General features: G+C 64.9%; 24 protein-coding genes, 1 pseudogene and 1 riboswitch. Of the genes and pseudogenes, 12 read left to right on the forward strand and 13 right to left on the reverse strand.

The features are described 5' to 3' along the window. Positions 1-4: 4 nt before the first annotated feature. A complete protein-coding gene (locus VGG53_RS13255) occupies positions 5-319 on the reverse strand; it encodes a hypothetical protein (protein ID WP_331518518.1) in 315 nt (104 codons plus the stop codon). A 46-nt stretch (positions 320-365) separates the two neighbouring features. Continuing rightward, positions 366-2,234, reverse strand: a complete 1,869-nt coding sequence (locus VGG53_RS24035) for a serine/threonine-protein kinase (protein WP_414688962.1) — start codon at positions 2,232-2,234, stop codon at positions 366-368. A gap of 219 nt (positions 2,235-2,453) precedes the next feature. Between VGG53_RS24035 and VGG53_RS13265 the strand changes: the two genes are divergently transcribed. The 4 genes from VGG53_RS13265 to VGG53_RS13280 all read left to right on the forward strand — a co-directional run bounded on the left by VGG53_RS13265 (position 2,454) and on the right by VGG53_RS13280 (position 5,369). Further along, on the forward strand, positions 2,454-3,548 hold the full coding sequence (locus tag VGG53_RS13265; RefSeq protein WP_331518537.1) for a BTAD domain-containing putative transcriptional regulator: 1,095 nt from the start codon (positions 2,454-2,456) through the stop codon (positions 3,546-3,548). A gap of 71 nt (positions 3,549-3,619) precedes the next feature. Continuing rightward, the gene (locus VGG53_RS13270) at positions 3,620-4,339 is read left to right on the forward strand and encodes an AIM24 family protein (RefSeq protein WP_331518519.1); all 720 of its coding nucleotides are present in this window, start codon (positions 3,620-3,622) and stop codon (positions 4,337-4,339) included. 94 nt (positions 4,340-4,433) lie between these two features. Next, entirely contained in the window at positions 4,434-4,904 is a 471-nt protein-coding gene (locus VGG53_RS13275; RefSeq protein ID WP_331518520.1) for a lipoprotein LpqH, read from the forward strand. Positions 4,905-4,997: 93 nt separating this feature from the next. After that, the gene (locus tag VGG53_RS13280) at positions 4,998-5,369 is read left to right on the forward strand and encodes an SHOCT domain-containing protein (RefSeq protein WP_331518521.1); all 372 of its coding nucleotides are present in this window, start codon (positions 4,998-5,000) and stop codon (positions 5,367-5,369) included. 12 nt (positions 5,370-5,381) lie between these two features. On the opposite strand, the gene VGG53_RS13285 is transcribed toward VGG53_RS13280, so the two are convergent. From VGG53_RS13285 to VGG53_RS13300, 4 genes are all read right to left on the reverse strand, one after another. After that, positions 5,382-6,251, reverse strand: a complete 870-nt coding sequence (locus tag VGG53_RS13285; protein ID WP_331518522.1) for an LLM class F420-dependent oxidoreductase — start codon at positions 6,249-6,251, stop codon at positions 5,382-5,384. Positions 6,252-6,266: 15 nt separating this feature from the next. Further along, positions 6,267-6,701: a MarR family winged helix-turn-helix transcriptional regulator gene (locus tag VGG53_RS13290; RefSeq protein WP_331518538.1), complete on the reverse strand. Its 435-nt coding sequence runs from the start codon at positions 6,699-6,701 to the stop codon at positions 6,267-6,269. 54 nt (positions 6,702-6,755) lie between these two features. Further along, complete coding sequence (locus VGG53_RS13295; RefSeq protein WP_331518523.1) at positions 6,756-7,103, reverse strand: hypothetical protein; 348 nt, start codon at positions 7,101-7,103, stop codon at positions 6,756-6,758. A 76-nt stretch (positions 7,104-7,179) separates the two neighbouring features. Continuing rightward, positions 7,180-7,404, reverse strand: a complete 225-nt coding sequence (locus tag VGG53_RS13300) for a hypothetical protein (RefSeq protein WP_331518524.1) — start codon at positions 7,402-7,404, stop codon at positions 7,180-7,182. A 154-nt stretch (positions 7,405-7,558) separates the two neighbouring features. Between VGG53_RS13300 and VGG53_RS13305 the strand changes: the two genes are divergently transcribed. After that, a complete protein-coding gene (locus VGG53_RS13305; RefSeq protein ID WP_331518525.1) occupies positions 7,559-8,779 on the forward strand; it encodes a TetR/AcrR family transcriptional regulator in 1,221 nt (406 codons plus the stop codon). A gap of 16 nt (positions 8,780-8,795) precedes the next feature. On the opposite strand, the gene VGG53_RS13310 is transcribed toward VGG53_RS13305, so the two are convergent. Together VGG53_RS13310 and VGG53_RS13315 are read right to left on the reverse strand one after the other, a co-directional pair. Continuing rightward, complete coding sequence (locus VGG53_RS13310) at positions 8,796-10,280, reverse strand: NAD(P)/FAD-dependent oxidoreductase (RefSeq protein WP_331518526.1); 1,485 nt, start codon at positions 10,278-10,280, stop codon at positions 8,796-8,798. A gap of 68 nt (positions 10,281-10,348) precedes the next feature. Beyond that, entirely contained in the window at positions 10,349-10,681 is a 333-nt protein-coding gene (locus tag VGG53_RS13315) for a helix-turn-helix transcriptional regulator (protein WP_331518527.1), read from the reverse strand. 143 nt (positions 10,682-10,824) lie between these two features. Here VGG53_RS13315 and VGG53_RS13320 point away from each other — a divergent pair, with 143 nt between their 5' ends. Continuing rightward, entirely contained in the window at positions 10,825-11,274 is a 450-nt protein-coding gene (locus tag VGG53_RS13320; protein WP_331518539.1) for an HSP20 family small heat-shock protein, read from the forward strand. 75 nt (positions 11,275-11,349) lie between these two features. Continuing rightward, positions 11,350-12,093, forward strand: coding sequence for an ANTAR domain-containing protein (locus VGG53_RS13325; RefSeq protein ID WP_331518528.1), 744 nt, complete (start codon positions 11,350-11,352; stop codon positions 12,091-12,093). Here the strand turns inward: VGG53_RS13325 and VGG53_RS13330 are convergent. From VGG53_RS13330 to thiC, 3 genes are all read right to left on the reverse strand, one after another. Continuing rightward, positions 12,070-12,696, reverse strand: coding sequence for an alpha/beta family hydrolase (locus VGG53_RS13330; RefSeq protein ID WP_331518529.1), 627 nt, complete (start codon positions 12,694-12,696; stop codon positions 12,070-12,072). The two genes, VGG53_RS13325 and VGG53_RS13330, sit on opposite strands and share 24 nt — an antisense overlap. Next, the gene (gene thiD, locus VGG53_RS13335) at positions 12,693-13,523 is read right to left on the reverse strand and encodes a bifunctional hydroxymethylpyrimidine kinase/phosphomethylpyrimidine kinase (RefSeq protein WP_331518530.1); all 831 of its coding nucleotides are present in this window, start codon (positions 13,521-13,523) and stop codon (positions 12,693-12,695) included. Before thiD ends, VGG53_RS13330 begins: the two co-directional genes overlap by 4 nt. Further along, the gene (gene thiC, locus VGG53_RS13340) at positions 13,520-15,154 is read right to left on the reverse strand and encodes a phosphomethylpyrimidine synthase ThiC (protein ID WP_331518531.1); all 1,635 of its coding nucleotides are present in this window, start codon (positions 15,152-15,154) and stop codon (positions 13,520-13,522) included. Before thiC ends, thiD begins: the two co-directional genes overlap by 4 nt. Beyond that, positions 15,145-15,255, reverse strand: a riboswitch (TPP riboswitch). Its footprint overlaps the gene before it by 10 nt. A gap of 126 nt (positions 15,256-15,381) precedes the next feature. Here thiC and VGG53_RS13345 point away from each other — a divergent pair. From VGG53_RS13345 to VGG53_RS13360, 4 genes are read left to right on the forward strand one after another with little or no spacing between them, the layout of a single operon-like run. Next, on the forward strand, positions 15,382-16,086 hold the full coding sequence (locus VGG53_RS13345) for a PAS and ANTAR domain-containing protein (protein WP_331518532.1): 705 nt from the start codon (positions 15,382-15,384) through the stop codon (positions 16,084-16,086). A 50-nt stretch (positions 16,087-16,136) separates the two neighbouring features. Beyond that, positions 16,137-16,508 carry an STAS domain-containing protein gene (locus VGG53_RS13350; RefSeq protein WP_331518533.1) on the forward strand — a complete coding sequence of 124 codons (372 nt, stop codon included), beginning with the start codon at positions 16,137-16,139 and terminating at the stop codon, positions 16,506-16,508. After that, a complete protein-coding gene (locus tag VGG53_RS13355) occupies positions 16,505-20,425 on the forward strand; it encodes a SpoIIE family protein phosphatase (RefSeq protein WP_331518534.1) in 3,921 nt (1,306 codons plus the stop codon). Before VGG53_RS13350 ends, VGG53_RS13355 begins: the two co-directional genes overlap by 4 nt. After that, positions 20,422-20,763, forward strand: coding sequence for an STAS domain-containing protein (locus VGG53_RS13360; protein WP_331518535.1), 342 nt, complete (start codon positions 20,422-20,424; stop codon positions 20,761-20,763). Before VGG53_RS13355 ends, VGG53_RS13360 begins: the two co-directional genes overlap by 4 nt. Before the next feature lie 11 nt (positions 20,764-20,774). Here VGG53_RS13360 and VGG53_RS13365 read toward each other — a convergent pair whose 3' ends face one another. Next, positions 20,775-21,059: a hypothetical protein gene (locus VGG53_RS13365; RefSeq protein WP_331518536.1), complete on the reverse strand. Its 285-nt coding sequence runs from the start codon at positions 21,057-21,059 to the stop codon at positions 20,775-20,777. On the opposite strand from VGG53_RS13365, the pseudogene VGG53_RS24040 reads away from it, so the two are divergent. Continuing rightward, positions 21,000-21,194, forward strand: a pseudogene (locus tag VGG53_RS24040) (hypothetical protein); the annotation flags it as partial. The gene VGG53_RS13365 and the pseudogene VGG53_RS24040 sit on opposite strands and share 60 nt — an antisense overlap. Here the strand turns inward: VGG53_RS24040 and VGG53_RS13375 are convergent. Further along, on the reverse strand, positions 21,106-21,880 hold a 775-nt coding region (locus VGG53_RS13375; protein WP_414688963.1), incomplete at its 5' end, for a cation transporting ATPase C-terminal domain-containing protein. The pseudogene VGG53_RS24040 and the gene VGG53_RS13375 overlap by 89 nt on opposite strands.

Below are 21,880 nucleotides of genomic sequence, written 5' to 3' on the forward strand. Positions count from 1 at the left end.
CCGCCTACAGCCCGGGCAGACAGATCGGAGCGCCGTAGCAGGGCGGCGGACCGTGCGGTGGCGGAGTAGCCCCGTCCCACACGAATTGGCCGGCATTGCCCATTCCGCCGACGGGGACCCAGTACCAGGTGTGGCAGATGTTGGTGTCCCAGTGGACGTCGTCCATCGGTAACGGTTGTCCTGGGCACCATTGGTGCGGTTGGGAGAAGTTGTCCCCGGGCTGAGCTTGTGCAGTCGCCGCAGCCGCTCCCAAACCGGCGACCGCAATGCCACCGGACAGCAGTGCAGCGGCGAAGATACGCTTCGGATTGGTGTTCATGGTGATCACGCTAAGCAGCGGCGCTGAATGAATCCTTAACGCCCGGTCAGTCGCCGGTACGCTCGAACTTGTCTTCGAAATCGCCTCCGGCGCAAGTACTTTCAGTCGTAACATTATGCCCGTGTCCGGTGAGCAGCGGGATCGGATCTTGCAGCGGGTCGGGCAACGGGTACTCGGCGCTGAGTTTGATGTGCACGGTCCCGCCGAGATTGCAGGGCACGGTGCCCTCGTCGTCACGGGTCCACTTGCCACCGCTGAACACCAGTGGCACCACTCCGTCGATTGCGTGGAACAGGCTCATACACCGGTCGCCGGTGCGCAGACACACGGTACGGACGGTGAGATCGTCTTGTCCCGGCGCAGAACCCCCGCTCGCGTAGGTGATTGTTTCGTGGTAGCGGCCGCGTAAGGCTGTGGACGGCGACGCCGCGCGCGGCGGTAAGGCAGCCGGATCGGGAACTTTCGAGACGTCGGGATCGCCAGTGCGGGTGAAGGTTACGGTGCGCTTCGCGGCGCTGCAGCTGTTCGTCGTGGACCTGGTGGTTTCGCCGGACAGGGTGCCGTCGGGCTGCGGTTGCAGGGTGAACACCACCCAGACTTCGACCGGAGCGTCATTGCACGACGTCGAGCCGAGCCCCACGGCGACCCAACTGCCGCCCACCTCGTCGAACACCAAGTTGGACACCAGCACGATTCCGCTGCCGCCGATGTAGGACGCCGTCGCGACGCAGCCGCCCGCGCCGCATGTCGAGCGCACGTCCCAGGTGCCGGTCATCGGCGGAGCACCTGCAACCGGTTTACCTTCGAGATCGGTGCCCGGACCATAGTCGGCCCGATAGGTGCCGGAGAACGTATGGGCGCTGGCCGCGGTGGCGGCTGATGGCGTTGGGCCGGGCCGATCATGGCGCTGCACGAGTGTCACGCCCGCAAACACCGCCGCAGCAACGAGCAGTAGCGTGGTAACAGCAAGCGAGGCAAGCAATTTCGGCCGCGAAACACCGCGTGAGACGGTCATCAGGGTGGACGCCGGCGCATGACGGCTCGGTGGCGGCGGTGGCGGAGATCGGTGAACCTGACCGGACGGCGGGCTGAGCAGGTAATTCAATTCCCTGGCGAAGTCCTGGCAGCTGGCAAACCGGTCGGCGGGTGCCTTGGCCAAGGCCCGGGCCAATACCGGATCCAGCAGCGCCAATTCGCGACGGCGTTCTCCTAGCGAAGGAATCGGCGCAGCAACGTGTTTGGTGATGATCACGGCGGGGTTGGAATCGACGTACGGTGGGCTGCCGGTCAACAAGTCAAAGGCGGTGCATGCCAGCGCGTATTGATCGGTCCGCCCGTCGAGCGGCTCACCCCTGAGCTGCTCGGGCGCCGCGTACGCCATCGTGCCGAGCGCCATATTCGTCGCGGTCAACCCGGCCGGGTCATCGATAAGGCGCGCGATACCGAAGTCGGCCAGGAAAATTCGTTGCGCCAGTGGATCCAGCAAGATGTTGGCCGGTTTCACATCGCGGTGTAACAGCCCCCGTTGATGCGCGTAATCCAACGCCGAAGCCACGGCGGTGACGATCTCCAGCGCTTGCCGGGCGGGCAGGCCATCGGGATGGTGCTCTCGCAACAGCCGGGACGTGTCTGTGCCCCCGACATAGTCCATCGAGATCCACAATTGACCGTCGTATTCACCGCGGTCATGGACACCCAGGATGTTCGGATGCGACAAGCTCGCCGACAGGTCGGCCTCACGCAGAAACCGGCCCCGATACTGCGGATCCGCCGTCCACTGCGCCGGCAAGACCTTCAGTGCGTCCTGGCGCGGTAATCGTGGATGCGCGGCCAAATACACCGTGCCCATGCCTCCGGCGCCGAGCACGCGCAGGATCGTGAACCCCGCGAACACTTCGCCCACTGACACCGGCATGGGCAAATCCTAGGCTGGCGGTTTGCACAGCATGATCAATTCATCCCGATCCCCGAGCTATGCTGCTGTTGTTTAGCCGGCGAACCTGGTGAGCGCAGAAACGTCATGATGGCCGAGGGCTTGGGGACGGGGCGGGGCTTTGTGGCTTCGTCACCGACCGGACCTGACGACGAGACGGGCGCCGACACCGTCCAATTCGGGGTTTTGGGTCCGGTGCAGATGTGCTTCGGGGGCGCTGCGGTGCCGCTGGGCACTCCGAAGCAGCGGGTAGTGCTGGCGGTGTTGATTGTCAATGCGAACCGACCGGTGGGCGTCGACACGCTGATAAGCGCCGCCTGGGATCAGCGGCCGCCGCAGGGAGCGCGAGCCACTCTGCATGCCTATATCTCCAATCTGCGGCGGTTGATGAGTGGTGTCGGTATCGACCGTGCGGTCCTGGCCAGCACGCCGCCGGGATATCAGCTGTCCATCCGTGACGATCAATACGACTTCGGCCGGTTCGTCACCGAAAAGAACGCCGGAGTGCAGGCCGCGGCCGCCGCGCAGTTCGAGCACGCCAGTCGGCACCTTGCGGCCGCGCTGGCCCAGTGGCGTGGACCAGTACTCGAGGACCTGCGCGACTTCCAATTCGTCGAGACCCTTTCCGTCGCACTCGACGAGGAGAAGGTCCTGGTCCACATCGCTCATGCAGAGGCCGAAATCGCTTGCGGGCGGCCGCATGCCGTGATCGGTGAACTCGAGGCGCTGACCGCCACGCACGGCTACCGAGAGCCGTTGTGGGCGCAGCTGATTATCGCGTACTACTTGGCCGATCGCCAATCAGACGCTCTGGATGCGTACCTTCGGTTGAAGACGCTGCTCGCTGAAGATCTGGGCATCGACCCGGGATGGACGATACGTGAATTGCACGAGCGGATTCTGCGCCAAGAGCCGCTGGACGTGCGCAAGATCGCGCAATCCCATGCCGAAGACACCATCGTCGCGGGGTCCGACAACGCAATTCGGGCTCGACGACCCGCCGCGGCTGCCCTCCGTGGCGCTGATGGACAGCGCTATGCGTTGATCGGCACGGCCACCCGGATCGGTCGTAACCCCGATAACGACATCGTGCTGCCCGACGCCAAAGTCAGCCGCCATCACGCGGTCATCACCGACGACGGCAAGACATTCCTGATCACCGACCTGGGCTCGGCCAACGGGGTCCGTGTCCGCGGCCAACAAATCGATCCCAGCGCCGAGTTGCACGAGGGCGATCGCATTCGCATCGGCGACCAGGAATTCATCCTCGAGACCAAACCTCGTCTCTCCCCGTAGCCGGCTACTTAGGATCCGTTCAGCCCTTCGTCGGACGCTGTCATTCCGGATGCCTACAAGGGAGCACGAAGATGAGCAATACCTATCGACCCGAGCCGCCGCAGCTGCTACCGACCACCGTCGCGGACGGGCGCGCGCCCGGTGTGTTCTACCGCATCGACGGCGAATTGGTGCCAGTGCTGCACATTTGGCTCGACGGAAGCGTGCCGGTGTTCTTCGAGCACCATGTGATTTTGTGGAAGGACCCGGCCCTCGCCATCAGCCTTCGAGGCACGGGTGCGCTCAAGCGGATGATCGCCGGGATGCAACTGCTGTTGACCGAGGCCCGCGGGCCGGGGCAGGTTGCATTTTCCCGAGACGGCGCCGGGCACGTATTCCCGCTGCATTTGCGCCCGGGTGCTGCCGTCCAGGTCCGTGAGCACCAATACCTGGCAGCCACCGGGAACTTGGAGTATGGCTTCGTCCGGCAGAAGGGGGTCGGAAACATGCTGTTCGGGTCGACCGGCTTCTTTGTTGATCGGTTCGCCGCGACGCAGTCCGAGGGAGTCGTGTGGTTGCACGGCTACGGCAATGTCTTCGAGAAGGTTCTCGCACCTGGGGAGCAGATCGATGTGGAGCCGGGGAGTTGGATCTACCGCGACGAGAGTGTGCAGATGAGCCCGCAGGTATTCGGTCTTCGCACCGGAATATTCGGCGGGACAGGCAATCTCGTATTCAACCGATTCACCGGCCCGGGCCGCATCGGGCTGCAGTCCATGTTCGTGGATATGTCGACCGACTCCGACCGCTAGCCGCAGCAGGCCAGGTCCGCATTAAGGATTCATAAAGCCCGCTGCCGCACTGTGATGACGCATCACATCAGGAACATAGACAAGGAGTCCAGTAATGAAACGCGAAATCATGATCACGGCAGGCGCCGCGGCGATCATCGGTGCGGCGGTGGTGGGCTGTTCGCACGACAGGGCCGTCAGCGTCGGCAATGCCGCTGTAGCCCCGGCCGGCGCATCGAACACCAAAGTGCTCGTCGACGGTAAGGATCAAAACGTCAAGGGGCAGGTTGCCTGCACCACCGCCGGCGGCGCTGTCAACATCGCCATCGGCGGGTCGGGTTCGGTCGGGGTCCCCACCGGCATCGGCGCCGTGCTGACCGATGCCAGTCCGCCCGTCGTCACATCGGTTGCGCTCGGCAACGTCAACGGGGTATCGCTGGGGGTGGGCGGTACCACCGGCAAGGCCAAGGCCACCAAGGACGGGAACGCCTACAAGATCAGCGGTACCGCCACCGGTGTGGACATGTCCAACCCGATGGCAGGCCCGGTGAACAAGTTGTTCGAACTCGACGTCACTTGCCCCTAGTGCCGGTCCGGCCACCGGTGTCGCCCCAGCGGCATTCGGTGGCCGGGCGGCACCGGTCGTGAATCCATCAAGCATCCAGACACAAGGAACATCATGAACAACCTCAACAAACCCGTAGTCCTATTGGCCGGAGCGATAGCCGCGCTTTTCGCTTCATCGCTCGTCGTGCGCTTTGCCGTGCTGAGTCAGTTCGGCCTGTCCGGCGGTTGGACGCTCTACTTCGGCCTGCCGGCCGCCGGTATCGGCGTGCTGATTCTGTTGTTGCGATTGGGATTGCTCAACTTCGGTGACGGCTCAAGCTCCACGATCCGGCACTGGCAGCACGACGGCGCTGTGCCCGTCCCGTCCACGCCGCCCGCGTCGACGTCGCAACGACTACAGGAGATCGAGAACCTGCGGGCCAGCGGCGCCATCTCCGAAGCTGAATACACCGCAGAGCGTGCCCGGATCATTTCCAGCCACTGAATCGGCTGCGAATCAACCGATCTCAGACAGCCTTGGCATCACTTCGTCGCCGAAGCGCCGCACGAAGCCGACCGGATCCGGTGTACCCGGCACCGGACCCGTGTTGATCATGTCGACGCCGAGTTCGGCGAAGCGCTCGAGCCTGTTGAGGTATCCGTCGACATCGGCGAACGGGTCTTCGAAGAAGCCAACGGTTTTGCGGATCTCGGCGACGTCGCGGCCGACCGTCTCGCAGTGACGTGTCAGCACGTCGATCTTGTGCGTGAGGACGTCGATCTCGGCGTCAGTGGAGTTCCAGACGTCGGCGTACTGCGCGACGAGCCGCAGGGTCTTCTTCTCACCGCCACCACCGATGAGGATCGGCGGCCGCCGAATCGGCTGAGGCTCGCAGATCGTCTCGGCCAGCTGGTAGTGCTTGCCGTCGTAGGGCCCGTTGTCCTCGCCCCACATCTGCAGACAGACCTGCAGCGTCTCCTCGAGCATCTCGAACCGGTCACGCAATGGCGGATACGGTACTCCCAGGGCGACATGCTCACGTTCGTACCAGGCGGCGCCGATACCGAACATCGACCGCCCCTGCGAGAGCACATCGAGAGTCGTCACCGTCTTGGCGAGCAGCCCCGGATGCCGGTAGGTGACTCCGGTGACCAGTAGCGCCAGGGTGATGCTGGTGGTCCGGCCTGCCAGATAGCCCAGCGAGGTGTAGCCCTCCAAGAACGGATCCTCAGCGCGCCCAACACCTTCCATCTGGAAGAAGTGATCCGCCAGCGTGAACATCGTCGCACCGATGTCTTCGGCGGCCGTGGCGGTCGACAACAGGGTCGGGGCCAACCGGGCCGGGTCGCCCGGCAGAAAGTCGATGAAGTGTATGCCCAATTCCATTGGTAGTTCCCTTCGTTAATCGGTCAAGCGCTGAAGCAGAGTCAACGCGTCATTGATGACGCGGCGTTCCCGCTCCGAGTAGCGCTCTTGCATGGAACGGGCCAGCCATTCCCCGCGGACTTGCCGGTCGCTTTCGGCGCGGCGCCGACCAGCGGCGGTGAGTGAAATCATCTGTCGCCGACCGTCATCAGGGTCGGCCGCGCGCCGAATGAGGCCATGCTGGCCGAGTCCCGCCAGTATCGTCGCCATCGACTGCGGCCGCACCCGCTCGGCGGCGGCCAGCGCGCTGGTCGACGATGCGCCTTCTTTCCACAACCGGGTGAGCACCGCGGTCTGCGAGGGTGTCAGACCGCCACCGGTCGTGACGTCCTTGAGTTGGCGGCGCAATCGGCTGAACATCACCCGCAGATCCCGTGCGGCGGCCGCTGCCGACTCGCTGATCCCGTCCACGAACTCCACCATACATTAGACAGGCCAGACTGAACAGTTTGGGCTGTTCAGATTCTAGGTGGCGTCGCCGCGCAGTTCCCAGAAACGCGTGCTCTCTTCCGCGGCGGTCGGGGTGCAGCGGACCCAAATTGTCACGATGACGGTCAGCAACACCCAGCCGATGACCGCGGTCGGGATGGCCCAGAGGCGGCGCACCAGCAGCGCTGTCCCGCATTGGCCGACAAGACCGGCGTCGTTGACCTCCGACGTCTGCGACAGGCTCGCGTTGAAGCCTCTGCCGCAGCTGATCTGCATTCCCCACTGGTCGTACTGACTCAAGTGCACCGGAAACCACAGTGCCAGCAGTCCGGCCACGATCAGCGCGGCCCCCAGGACGCCGAGCACTACCTGACGATTGCTCACCGGTCTCCCTTCTGATCGGACTGCAGGGCGAGATATGTGAACTCGGGTATCGACGACGTTCTCACCGTGTCAGCGTTCATGTCATGCAGACGTCCGAGAACAGCAGCACCGGCCAGGACACGATCGAGCCGAGGAACGACACCACCAGATCGGCGCCGTGCATGTGCACCAGGTGTGCGGTGTGCGTCATCGACCAGATTGCGCCCACCACTAAATACGGTGTGCCGAGGATCAATCCAAGCGCGATCAGCTGCGCGATCGTCAGCTGGAAGCCGAGGATACGGCGAATTGTCTCCAACATCCTTGGCTACCTCCGACACGGCCCTCATCGTCGTCGTATCCGATCTGGCGGCTCGTCAGCACTGTGCAAGCACGTCCAGCATCCGTTATGTTAATGATGATTCTGACTCGGCGGTAGGTTTTTTTGGCACCAATCTGCACGCTAGGGTGAGGCGGTGACGACAGCGCGAGCCCAGCCCGTCGTACGCCGACGGCCCAAGGATCGCAAGGATCAGATCGCCCGGGCATCCGCGGAGGCGTTCAGCGCGCAGGGCTACCACGCCGTGAGCATGGAAGCCATCGCGACCAAGGTCGGGATTTCCGCGGCGGCGCTGTACCGGCACCATGCCAGCAAGTACGAACTGTTCCGCGACGCGGTGCTGGCCCTTGGCCAGCAATTGGTCGACTGCACCGATTTCGCCGACGCCGCCGAAGGCGACCCGGCTGAGACGCTGAATCGACTGGTCGAGGCGCTGGTGGAGGTGACGCTGGCCAACCGCGAGTCCGGCGGCCTGTACCGATGGCAAGCCCGCTATCTGCATGGCGAAGATAAGTCCGCGCTGGGCGATCAACTGCGCCTGGTCAATCGGCGAATCCAGCGGCCGCTCATCGTGATTCGACCGACCTTGAGCTCGTCGCACCGCTGGATGCTGTCGTCGGGGCTGCTCAGCGTGATCGGAAGCACCGTCGACCACCGGATTCAGCTGCCGGTCGACGAGGTCCGCGCGCTACTGGCCGGCGCCGGCTCAGCCGTACTCGGCGTCGACCTGCCCGCACCGGCGGATACCTTGGACCGGCCGGCCTCGTGGCGGATCTTCGAATCCGATACCGGGGTGTATGAAGCCCTGCTGCAAGCGTCGATGGTGTTGTTCAACGCCAAGGGCTATCCCGCGACCAGCATGGCGGAGATCGCCTCGGCTGTCGGCATTCCGGTGTCGGGAATCTACCGATACTTTCCCGGCAAGTGCGACATTCTCGCGACCGGGCTACGGCGCGCGGCCGATCGGGTGTCGGGCCGCCTGTCGGCCATCCTGACCGGGTTGGCCGAGCCAGCCCACATGCTTACCCTTCTCATCGAGGCGTACGTGGCGACCTCGTTCGCCAACCCGGAACTGGCTGCGATCTACTACACCGAACGCGTGAACCTGACACGGGTGGACCAGGAATTGCTGCGCAGCGTGCAGCGTTCAACGATTGACGCCTGGATGCGGCTGCTGGCTGCGGCGCGCCCGGAACTCACCGAGACGCAGGCGCGTGTTCTGGTGCACGCGGCGATGGCCTTGGTGGTCGACGTGGGCCGGCTGGTGCATTACCAGGACTCGGCCGACAACTCCGCCTATCCGCAGGCGTGTGTGCGAAAACTGATGGATGCGACACTTTTTGGGAGTGCCGGATAGCATCGCCCGCCCGCCATCAGCTGATTGCGTAATCGCTCAGCGGGAACCGGGAGCTGTCCCGCACGGCGTTGCGTACCGATGTGGGTCGCAGCAGGCTCGCCTCGCCGCTCTGGTTGAAGTAGTACGACCGCGACGTGGCACAGTCACCCGCGTAGAACACCGAGCTGTCCAGGTGTTTGGTCATCCGGTCCAGGAAGCGGGCGTTGGCTTCCTCGGTGACCTCGAAAGAGGTTGCGCCCCTGCGCTTCACCTCGCCCAGCAATCTGTCCATGTGCCGCATCTGGCATTCCATGGTGTTGAAGAAGGACAGGCCGGAGAAAGAATACGGGCTGGCCAGGCTCAGGTAGTTCGGGAAATACGGAATCGACACACCCTGGTAGGCCTGGAACCTGTTCTCCCGCCACCACTTTCCCAGGTTTCGGCCTTCTCGGCCGATCACCTCGATGGCCGGGAAGTTGGCGTCCCACAGATCGAAGCCGGTGGCCAGCACCAGGGTGTCGATTGTGGCCTTCTGCCCGTCATTAGTGACGATGCCGTCGGGCTCGATCCGGGCTATGCCGCCGTTTTCCAGGTGCACGTGCGGTTTGGTGAAGCTGCGGTAGTAATCGTTGGACCAGCTCGGCCGCTTACATCCGAGGTCATAGTCGGGTGTTAGCTTGCGGCGCAGCTCTTTATCCCGAATCGACACGAATCGGTGAAGCTTGCATATGTCCATGCCCGCGATGGCCAGCCGCCGAAAGTACCGGTAATTCAGCACGGCGGTGAGCGTCATGAACTCGAGCAGGTTGTCGCTCACCCACCGCAGCACCCGCTGGGTGAATGGGATGCGGGCGAACAGCCGTTGCATGAGCGGGGCAATCCGGAAGTTCAGCTTGGGTGCCACCCAGATCGCGGTGCGCTGATACACCGTCAGATCGGCGACGGTCTTGCTCAATTCGGGGATGAGTTGGATTGCGGTGGCCCCGGTACCGATCAACCCGACCCGACGACCGGCGAAGTCGTAGCTGTCGTCCCATGCGGTGGTGTGCACGACCTTGCCGCCGAAGCCGGCGATGCCCGGGATGTCCGGCATGTGCGGCTGGGACAAGAAGCCGGTGGCGGTGATCAGCAACCGGGTGGTCAGCGTGTCACCGCCGGCCAGCGCTACTCGCCACAGCTGCGCCTCCTCGTCCCAGCGGGCGGCTTCCACCGTCGTGTTGAAGCGCATGTGACGGCGCACGTCGTACTTGTCGGCGACCTGATGGGCGTACTGGTTGACTTCCGGGCCCGGCGCGAACACCTGCGACCAGGACGGGTTGGGCTCGAACCAGTAGGAATAGGAGGTCGACGGGATGTCCACGGCCAGGCCCGGATAGCGATTCACATGCCAGGTACCGCCCAAGTCGTCCTCGCGGTCCAGGATGGCGATGTTGTCGTAGCCGAGGCGTTTGAGCTGGATCGCCGCGCCGATGCCGCCGAAGCCGGCCCCGACGATCAGGACCTCGAAGTGCTCCGCACTCATGAAATGACCATACCTTACTTCAGAGTAAGTTAGTAGTTGACGCGTGTCGGATTGATGATATCGGGCGCTTAATCGGACTTGGTTTTCTTCTTCGGCCGCCCGCCCATGGCGCGGTTGTCGCCGAGCAAGGCCGCGTTGTCGTCTTGAAGTTGCAAAATCTGGCCGATGCCGGCGAGATTGACGCCGGCGCTGAGTAATTCGCTAATGCGGCGGAGGCGAGCCAGGTCGTCGGCGCTGTACAGGCGGGTGCCGCCGTCGCTGCGGGTAGGGCTGAGCAGGCCACAGCGCTCGTAGAGGCGTAGTGACTGCACCGCGATGCCGGACAGTTCGGCGGCTACTGAGATCCCATAGACCCCCTGGTTCGCGCCTGGCATGCCGGGGGCGTCGGGTCGATCGGTCATCGAAATCATCCTCGGTTGGACATACAGGAAATCTTTGTATCACACTTGTGGAATCGCCTTCGACATGCTATATGAAATCCGTGTCATCAGACACAGATTATAGGTGGAATTTTTCAGAGGATTGGAGATCAGAGGTGACCACCATGCTGATGCGTACCGACCCGTTCCGGGAGCTGGATCGTTTCGCCCAGCAGGCGCTGGGCACAGCTGCCCGCCCCGCAGTAATGCCGATGGACGCCTGGCGTGAAGGCGATGCGTTCTTCGTGGAGTTCGATCTTCCCGGCATTGACCAGGAATCGCTTGACCTCGACATCGAGCGCAACGTGGTGACGGTTCGCGCCGAGCGACCGGCCGTTGACCCGGACCGCGACATGTTGGCGACCGAGCGACCGCGCGGTGTGTTCAGCCGGCAGCTTGTTCTGGGCGAGAATCTCGATACCGACCGGATCGATGCGTCCTATGACGAGGGCGTGCTACGACTACGAATTCCGGTGTCCGAGAAGGCTAAACCACGCAAGATCGCCGTCGGTCGTCGAGGCGGGCATCAAGCCCTCAACGATGGTCCCCGCACCCACGAGGTAGTCAACGCTTGACCGCTCGATGGGCGGCAGCACGAGGCGTGAGCCCGCTGCCGCCCATCGACCGCCTCGCACGAAAGGGAGAGCGCCGTGTTGTCTTGCGGGAGTGCCGATTCGGCACGCGTGTTCGCGTCGCTGGCCGACATCGTCCAGCAAGGTTCGACACCGAAAGAGGTATATGCCGCGATATGCGTAGCGGCAACCCTGATTGTCCCCGGATGCGACCACGCGAGTCTGATGGTCTGCCGGGACGGCCCCTCCTACCGAACGGTCGCTGTCAGCGATGCCATCGCGCGTCAGATCGACAATCTCGAACTGACGCTGAACATCGGGCCGTGCCTCGATGCCTTTCAGGAAGGCGCCGCTCAACTCGATTCGGATCTCAGGGCAGGCGGTCGGTGGGCGGGGCTGGCCGCCCGCGTGGTCGCCGAAACGCCGGTGCGCGGTGCGCTGAGTGTTCGCGTGCCCGTAGACAGGTCCAAAGTCGCTGCGCTCAACTTGTTCTCCGATGCGCCCAACGTGTTCGACGACTCGTCGCTCGACGGCGCCATCGTGTTGGGAGCGTTCGCGACGATGGCTACCAACGCTGCAGCGCACCGCGAAGAAGCGGAAACGCTGCGACGCGGGCTCACCAGCAACCGCGCAATCGGTAAGGCTGTCGGGATGTTGATGATCCGCGACGAGGTATCGGACGACGACGCTTTCGACATCCTCCGTCGAAGGTCGCAAGCCGCCAATGTCAAGCTCGCCGAGATCGCGTCTGACATCGTTCGGGATGCCGCCGGCCCAGTCCTGGCATCGGTCCCTGAGTTAATCGCGGCCGAGCAGTCGTAGCGCCGCGGCCGCGGCCAGGCCGGGGACGTCGAGCGTCTTGGAGCCGAGGTCATGTCGCGCGCCGGCGATCTCGACGATCTGGGTCGGCGCGGGAATCAACGCCGCGGCGTCGCGCAGCTCGTCGAGAGTGCCGAACGGGTCCGAGGTGCCGTGGGTGAACACCGTCGGCACCGCGATGTCGGGCAGGTGTTCGGTGCGGGCGCGCTCGGGCTTACCGGGCGGATGCACCGGATAGGAGAACAGCGTCAGCACGTCGACCTGTGCTTGCTGGGCGGCCACCACCATCGACGTCAGCCGGCCGCCGTAGGAATGACCGCCGGCGATCAGCGGACCGTCGACCAGTTCACGGCAGACGGTGACGGCCTCGGCGATGCCGGCGCGGTCGGTGGCCGCCGAACCCGACGGCGGACCCTTGGGTCGTCGCCGTCGGTACGGCAGGTTGTAGCGGACCGCAAGCCAGCCGCGTCGGGCCCACTCGTCGCAAAGCTTGTGCAGCAGTGGCGATTCCCTGTCGCCGCCGGCCCCGTGCGTCAGCACCACGACACCGCTCGGAGCGTGTTCGGGCTCATGGCTGATGCCCGCGATCTGCTCGAGACCGGTCATGGTAACAGGCTGAACAGCGGCGACACCGGGCCGTGACCGTGCCCGAGCGGATAGGAGGCCTGCAGACATTCGGTCACCCAACCTTTGGCGAACGAGACCGCATCGGGCACGGTGTAGCCGTGAGCCAGCGCGCAGGCCGTCGCGGCCGCCAATGTGTCGCCGGCTCCATGGTCGTGGGTGGTATCCACCCGCGACGACTCGAACACGTGAAACTCGTTGCCGTCAAACAATAAATCGGTGCTGTCGGCCGACCCGCGCAGGTGTCCGCCTTTGACCATTGCCCATTTCGGGCCCAGCGCGTGCAGGGCGCGAGCCGCGTCGGCCTGAGTCTTCGAGTCGACGACGTCGATGTCGACCAGCAGTCGCACCTCGTGCAGATTGGGCGTCACCAATGTGGCCAGTGGAAATAGTTCGGCACGAAGGCAATTCAGCGCGGCATCATCGAGCAGCGGGTCGCCGTGCATCGATGCGCTCACCGGATCGACGACCAGTGGCACACCGCCGCCATGCTCGCGCCAACTCAGCGCGACCACCTCGATGATCTCGGACGACGCGAGCATCCCGGTCTTGGCGGCCTGTAGCCCGATGTCGTGACACACGACCTCGATCTGCGCGGCGATCACCTCGGGTGGGATTTTGTGAAAGCCCTTCACGCCCACCGAGTTCTGCACCGTCACCGCGGTCACCGCGCAGAGGGCGTGCACCCCTAACAGGGTGCAGGTGCGCAGATCGGCCTGCATACCCGCGCCGCCACCGGAGTCGGATCCGGCGATTGTCAGCACCCGCAGCGGCGTCGTACCCGACGGCGCCAGCGGCAGATAACTCACTGTTGGGCGAGCGGCAGATACACCCGGTTGCCGTGCTCGGCGAACTCGACCGACTTCTCCGCCATGGCTGCCTCGATGGCTTCCTCGCTGTCGAGTCCGTGCTTGGCCGCGTACTCCCGGACATCCTGCGTGATGCGCATCGAGCAGAACTTCGGCCCGCACATCGAGCAGAAGTGTGCGGTCTTGGCCGGTTCGGCCGGCAGCGTCTCGTCGTGGTACTCCCGTGCGGTGTCGGGATCCAGCGACAGCGCGAACTGGTCGTGCCAGCGGAACTCGAACCGCGCCGTCGAAAGCGCGTCGTCGCGCTCCTGCGCATGCGGATGACCCTTGGCCAGATCACCGGCGTGGGCGGCGATCTTGTAGGCGATCACGCCGTCCTTGACATCCTTGCGGTCCGGCAGGCCCAGGTGCTCTTTGGGAGTGACGTAGCACAGCATCGCGGTACCGGCCTGAGCGATGATCGCCGCGCCGATCGCCGAGGTGATGTGGTCGTAAGCCGGAGCGATGTCGGTGGCCAGCGGCCCCAGCGTGTAGAACGGAGCTTCCTCGCACAACTCCTCTTCCAGCCGCACGTTCTCGACGATCTTGTGCATCGGGACGTGTCCCGGTCCTTCGATCATCACCTGTGCACCATGGGCTTTCGCGATCTTGGTGAGCTCGCCCAGCGTGCGAAGCTCGGCGAACTGAGCGGCGTCGTTGGCGTCGGCAATCGATCCCGGCCGCAGCCCGTCACCGAGTGAGAACGTCACGTCGTAGCGGGCGAAAATGTCGCAGAGTTCTTCAAAGTTTGTGTACAGGAAGGATTCTCGATGATGCGCCAGGCACCATGCGGCCATGATCGAGCCGCCGCGGGACACGATCCCGGTCACCCGCTTGGCGGTCAGCGGCACGTACCGCAGCAGCACACCGGCGTGCACGGTCATGTAGTCGACGCCCTGCTCGCATTGCTCGATCACGGTGTCGCGGTACATCTCCCACGTCAGCAGCGTCGGGTCGCCGTTGACTTTCTCCAGAGCCTGATAGATCGGCACCGTGCCCACCGGCACCGGTGAGTTGCGCAGGATCCACTCGCGGGTGGCGTGGATGTCCTTGCCGGTGGACAGATCCATGATGGTGTCCGCGCCCCAGCGGGTGGCCCACACCATCTTGTCGACCTCTTCGGCGATCGACGACGTCACCGCCGAGTTGCCGATGTTGGCGTTGACCTTGACCGCGAAGGCCTTACCGATGATCATCGGCTCGCTCTCGGGATGGTTGTGGTTGGCCGGGATCACCGCGCGGCCACGGGCGACTTCGTCGCGAACCAGCTCGGCCGGCATCTGTTCGCGTGCGGCGATGAAGGCCATCTCGGCGGTGATCTCGCCGGCGCGGGCCCGCTGCAGCTGGCTGCCGCGATCGCGGACCACGCCCGGGCGTCCCGGTAGCCCGGTCGTCACGTCGATCACCGCGTCGGGATCGGTGTAGGGCCCGGAGGTGTCGTAAAGGTCCAGGTGCTCGCCATTGGACAGATTCACCCGGCGGAACGGGACGTGAAGATTGTGGCCGGCGGGGCCTTGTAGGTCTCGGTAGACCTTGGTACTGCCGGCGATCGGACCGGTGGTCACGGACGGCTCGACTGCTACATCGGTCATTTGTCACTCCCTACGTCGGCATTACCCGGTCAGGTTCGTACGGTCGACGGCCCCGAGCCGTCCTCTCAGCGCACCGGGCGTGCGCTCCCGTGTTGTTGTCCAGCAGTATCGTGCGCTCCCCACGCTAGCGCAGCCGGGCGATGCTGTGCACCTGCCGTTCCATGGACGCGCGCCGGCCTGATCAACTCGTGTCCAATCGGTAGGCAAGCGATGCCAACGGTGGAAAGATGTGCACGGTGCGAGAGGTCGCCGACACAACCATCGGCACGGATGCCTGGCCTGCCCGGTGGCCGGCGATCGACGCCGACAAACCGGGCGTCGGCGCCTTCCGATTCTGGTTTGTCGGCCAGCGCTGGGAATGGTCAGACGAGCTGGCCCGGATGCACGGCTACGAACCCGGGACGGTCGAGCCGACGACCGAGCTGCTGATGTCGCACAATCATCCCGACGACCGGGGTCATGTGCAGGACCTGCTCGACCGGGCGCTGCTGTCGAAGGGCTCGTTCTCGAGCCGTCACCGCTTCATCGACACCGCCGGCACCGTGCACGACGCGATCGTGGTGGCCGACCGGGTGTCCGACAACGCCGGTGTGGTGGTCGGAACCGCGGGTTACTACCTCGACCTCACGGCGACCTTCGTCGAGACCCGACAGGTCGCCCTCGACGAGGCCCTGCCCGACTTGTTCGAGGCACGTGCGGTGATCGAGCAGGCTAAAGGCGTCCTGATGGCTGTCTACCGGGTCAGCCCTGAGCAGGCCTTCGGCGTGCTGCGGTGGCGATCACAGGAGACCAACACCAAGCTGCGCTCGCTGGCAAAGCAGCTCATCATCGAAAATGCCAAGCTGCCACCGCCGTCGGCAGAGACCCAAAGCGCCTTCGACCATCTGCTGTTAACGGTGCATCAGCGTATTCCGGTTGAATCCACCGGCTAGGCGCGCTGCCAGATAGGCTCGAATTGAGTGCGTCGAATTGGGTGAACGCGATGGAACTGTTGGTGGTCGACTCCGAGGTTCGACCAGAGGCTGTGCTGGTGCATGCCACCGGGGAGATCGATTCCAGCACCGCCGGCGAGCTCAGGTCACGGCTGGAGTCGGCGCTGCGGGAAGCCGAAAGCCAAGCTTCTCGATTGCTCATCGTCGATTTGCAAGGCGTGACGTACTTCGGCAGTGCCGGGCTGAACGCCGTGCTGGATTGCCACAAGCAAGGTCTTCGGGCCGGGACGTCGGTTCGGCTGGTCGCCGACAATGGTCTGGTGGTTCGTCCGATCGAGGTGACGAACCTGGACAGCCTGCTCGACCTCTACCCGACATTGCCCGATGCACTGGAAGGCCGTGATTCCGAGCAGGGGTCGTGAGCGGAGAGCATCGTCGCGGCTGGCCACGCGAACCTCAGGCGCTACCACCTGACCTCGCCGCAGCTGTTGCACTGGGCGGGACCATGGGCCGGTTGTTCGCTGAATTCGACTGGACGTCTCATCCGTTGGGCCCGCCGCAGTCCTGGCAGCCCGAAGTGCGCTCCGCGGTCGCGCTGGTGTTGACGTCGCGCTTTCCCATCGTGTTGTGGCTGGGCGCCGAAGACCTGTTCCTGGTCTACAACGACGCCTACATCCAGATCCTGGGCGACAAGCACCCCGAGGCGCTGGGCCGGCGCGGCCAGTACGCCTGGTGGGATATCTGGCAGCGGATCAGCCCGATGCTTGCCAGTGTCATCAAGTCCGGCGAGGCGACATGGTCCTACGATTTGATGCTGCCGATGGTGACCGCGGGCCGCCGTCGGGAGCGGTACTTCACCTTCACCTACAGCCCACTGATCGGCGACGACGGCAAGACCTATGGGATCTTCTGCCCGTCGTTCGAAACAACCGAACGGGTGCTGAGCGAGCGCCGGCTGCACCTGCTCAACGCGGTGGCCTCAGCCCTGATGGATACCAACACGATTGACGATGCGGCGAATGCCACCGTCGCGGTGTGCGCTGAGCAACCCGCCGATGTGCCGTTCGTGGCCGCCTACATCGGTGATCCCGAGACGGCTGACGTGACGCTGCGCGGGGCCACCGCGTCGGTGCTGCCGTTGTTGCCGCCGACGCTGGCGAGGTTGACCAAATCTGAGGCGGTTCCGCGGACGCGGTCGGAGATGCAGGTCATCGACGACGTCGCGGCAAGGATCGATGGCATCCACGATCTGTTGGCCGGTGACTGTCCCGACCAGGCGTTACTACTGCCGTTGGGTGAAGGCCCGGCTGCCGGGGCTCTGCTGGTCGGAACGAATCCGCGCTGCCCGCTGGACGACCAGTACATCGGTTTCTGCCAGTTGCTTGCCGACCAGTTGTCCTCGGCGATGGCGTCGGCGGTCTCCTACGAGCAGCAGCGCCAGCGGGCGGATGCGCTGGCCGAACTCGACCACGCGAAGACGGCCTTCCTGACCAACGTCAGCCACGAGTTCCGCACTCCGCTCACGCTGTTACTCGGCCCGCTCGACGATGCGTTGTCGGAGAGCGGCCCGAACAGCGTGCTGACGAATCGGCTTGGTACCGCACGACGTAACGTGGGACGGCTGCAACGGCTGGTTGATTCGCTGCTGGACTTCTCCCGCATCGAAGCCGGTCGTGCCACCGCCGACTTGCGCTGCACCGACGTCGGCGCACTGACGTCGGACATCGCGTCGTCGTTCTCCGAACTGTGCCAGCGCGCCGGGCTCGAACTGGTGCTCGACTGCCACCGGGCACTGGCCGATATCGACCCGGGCATGTGGGAAACCATCGTGCTGAACCTGCTGTCGAACGCGGTGAAGTACACCCTGAGCGGCTCGATCACGGTCACGGTGAACATCGATTCGACCTTGTGCCGCATCGTGATTCGCGACAGCGGCGTCGGCGTCGGCGAAGCGGACCTGAAGCGGCTGGGTGAACGGTTCTTCCGCGCCGACAGTGCCCAAGGGCGCAGTGTCGAAGGCACCGGAATCGGCTTGTCGTTGGTGCGCGGGCTGGTCGAGTTGCAGCACGGCACCATTGAATTCGCCAGTGAACTAGGGCACGGCACGACGGTCACCATCGGGTTGCCCCGGTCGGCGGACGGCAGGCCCGTCGATCATTCACCCGCCGGGCTTCTGGAGAGTTCCTACGTTGTCGAGGCGGACGAGTGGGTGACATCGCGTCCGGCGTCGACGGCGGGTGCGGCGCCGGTGTCGGACACGCGGGAGCTGGTGCTGATCGCCGACGACAACGCTGACATGCGTGCGCATCTGGAGCAGGTGCTGTCGGCTCATTGGCGGACGGTCCTGGTCGCCGACGGGCAAGAAGGCATCGAAGCTGCGCGCAAGCTTCGCCCGGACGCCGTCGTTACCGATGTGATGATGCCCCGGCTGGACGGCTTCGAGTTCGTCGAAGCCATTCGCGCCGACCCGGTGCTGGCGGCGACCCCGGTGCTGATGCTGTCGGCGCGGGCGGGCGCCGAAGCGGTCAGCGAGGGCTTCTCCGGCGGGGCCGACGACTACCTGCCAAAGCCGTTCAGCTCCAAGGATTTAATCGATCGCGTCGCGGCGCGATTGTCGGCCGCCGCGCGAGAACGGGCCAGTCGGCGATCCAGTGACGCCCGCGCGCGGCAGGCCCTGGATTTCGCGCAGCTCGATGCGGCTCTACAGGCCGCCGGGTCGGACGTCGCAATCGTCGATGCGCTGCAGGGTTGCGCATTCGACGCCGGTGATCCACCGGTCATCTGCCTGGGGTTGCTCGACGCCGAAGGCAAAAACCTCCGGTTCGAATACGGCGGTCCGGTGCCGCCGGAGATGCGCGATCGCTACCACGTAGCGTCAATGGACACCCCGATCGTGCCAGTCGACGTCGTCAGAACCGGTCAACCAATGATCATCACGGACACGCTGAGTCTCAGCTCGCGCTACCGGCATGTCGTGGGCGAAACGCTGCACACGGTGCGGGCCTGCATCAGCCAGCCGCTGCGCGGTCCGGACGGGAAGGTCATCGGTTCGCTGGGAATGCTGTGGCCGACAGCGCGCGAATTCGATCCCGCTGAACTCGACTGGGCCGCACAAGTTGTCAAGGCCACCCAGTCGGCCGTCGAGCGTATCCGCAACGCTGCGCGCGAACATCGGATCGCCGTCGACTTCCAAGACCATCTGCTCGATCTCGACCACGGGTCGACCGCGGCGGTCGTCGCCGCGGTCTATCAACCTGGCGGCGAGGCGATGCGGGTCGGTGGTGACTGGTATCTGACGGTGCCGCTGAAGCACCAGGGCCAGGTTTGTATATCTGTCGGCGACGTCGTCGGACACGGCCTGCCGGCCGCGATCGCGATGAGCAGGCTGCGGGCGGCGGTGGCGGCCAGCGCGCTGACCGATGCCGACCCGGGCGCAGTCCTGACCACCTTGGACCGGTACGCGGCGACAGTCGCGGGTGCACGCTGCGCGACGGTCAGCTACGCGGTGATCGATACCGGCTCGGACTTCGAAACCCGAGACGGCACCGCCCGCATGAGCTATTCCTGTGCGGGACATCCCTATCCCCTGCTGGTGAGCCCGGAGGAGCCGCCGGTGTTCTTGTCAGGCGGTCGGCGTCCCCCGGTCGCGGCCTGGGAAAGCCCGCTCGAGCAGAACACCGCCGTGCACGAATTACCGGCGGGCAGCGTGATTCTGCTCTACACCGACGGACTGATCGAGCGGCCGGGGGAGTCGCTCGACGAGGGCTTCACCCGGCTGCAGGGTGCGGCGGCATACCGGGCAGATCTTCCGGTCGGGGACCTGTGCGACGAGTTGCTCGAACGGATGACCCCGCCCGGCGGGTACACCGACGACGTCGTGTTGTTGGCTTTGCGGCCATGCCATCGCGCGGCCCGCAGCTTCGCCACTGTGGTGCCTGCCTCGCTGGACTGCATCGTCGAGGCGCGACATCGGTTGCGCGACTGGCTTTCCCGCGTCGACGTCGATCCGCGTCGTGAATGCGACATCCTGCTCGCCACCGGGGAGGCGGTGACCAACGCGATCGAGCATGGCAGCGGCGCCGACGCGAGCATGACGGTTTCCGTCGAAGCTTTTGTGCGCGGCCACACCGTCACCGCGACGGTCAGCGACGCCGGTCAGTGGTCGGGCGATTCGTCGGCCAGCCAACGCAGCCATCGGCGTGGACGCGGGCTCACCATGATCAACGGCCTCGCCGACCACGTGAAGACAGCGCGCAGCCCGGGCGGCACCAGAATCACGTTGAGTTTTGAGGGCGCCGTTCTTTCGGAATCCGGTCTGGTGGAGGGCCTGAAAACATGAGCCGGGCGGAATTCGAGCTGCACGTCACCGAGAGCGACGGCGTCGCAACGTCCGGCGAGGTGACGGTCATGGGCGAAGTCGACGCGTCCAATGTCCACGTGTTCACCCGATCGCTACTGGACCTGCCGGTCGCGCGGCCGATCATTCTTCAGCTGAGCAGCATCAAATACCTCGACAGTGCCGGGTTCGCGGCGTTGGATCGCCTGCTCGCGGAGGATGCGATCGTCATCGTGCTGGCGCCGGACAGCTTCATGTACCGGGTGGCCGAGCTGATGTGTATGCCGATCCACCACGACGCCGAGGCCGCCCGCCGAGTGCTGCAGAACGGCGCGGGCTGAGGTCGGAACTTCTACCCGGCGTCCTCAATGGCCTCGCCGAGCTCCTCGAGGAGCTTGTTGTGATGATTGCTGGCCAGTAGGTGACCCGCCGCGATGACGACCGCGACCGGCCAATCGATGAGCTCGAACGCGGCTAACGCCGCCAAACCGGTGTAATAGGCAAGCTGCTCCGGCCGTGGAATCTGCACCTGCCCGAAAACCGGCAGGTTGACCGCGAACGTCTCACCTTCCCGCATATGAGCGACGGCATCTGCCTGGGAAGTACCGCGGCGCGACTTTACCTTTTCGACCATCATTTGCCTTTCAGTAACTCAAGCGTTGCCGTTGTGACTGATGATGCGGTCACCGTCGAAGGTATGTCGACGACTGACGCTCTCGCCGACCCACTAAGCGGAGCTGTGGCTGACCTTCTGACTGTTCCGTTGACCCAGTTGTACGCCGTTCTGTGGCGCTTCGGCGCTGTGGATGTCGTGGCGACTCGGTCGGAGTCGGATCGCCGGCCTCCAGCTCCAAGGGACGCTTATCGGCGAAGGCCCGGGTGGCGACGGCCACCGCGGCGGTCGCCGCCCCGGCTGAGCCCAGCGCCTGCCCCCAGGCGAGCGGGCCCAACGGCGTACAGCCAAGCAGTTGGCTGACGCCGGGGATGCTGATCAGCGTTCCCATCACGGCCAGCGAGCCGCCCGCGGTCAACACGACCAGCGGAGTGTGTGACTCGAGCAGAGTCTGACCCAACTGCGCTGACACCAGGGCGACCAGCGCCACCGTTGACGCCCGTTGCGGCCGTCCGGTGACCCCGGCCATCGCCCACGCGGCCGTCGCCGCCGCCGCGGTGGTGGCGCCGCGGATCGCGACGGCGCGCCACAGCGCCTGCTCGTCGGGGCCGCGTCCTTCGGTCTGCACCGGTCCGCTCGGCTTGCTGACCGCCAGGGCCGCGGCAGGCAGCGCGTCGGTGAAGATGTTCACCAACAGCAGCTGGCGGGTGTTGAGCGGCGAATTGCCGGTGATGGCGGCGCCGATGATCGCGAACGCGACCTCGCCGGCGTTGCCGCCTAGTAGCACCGACACCGCAGCCTGAACCCGCCGCCACAGCTCGCGGCCTTCCTCGATCGCAGTGAGC

The organism is Mycobacterium sp., assembly GCF_036490025.1.
Taxonomy (GTDB): domain Bacteria; phylum Actinomycetota; class Actinomycetes; order Mycobacteriales; family Mycobacteriaceae; genus Mycobacterium.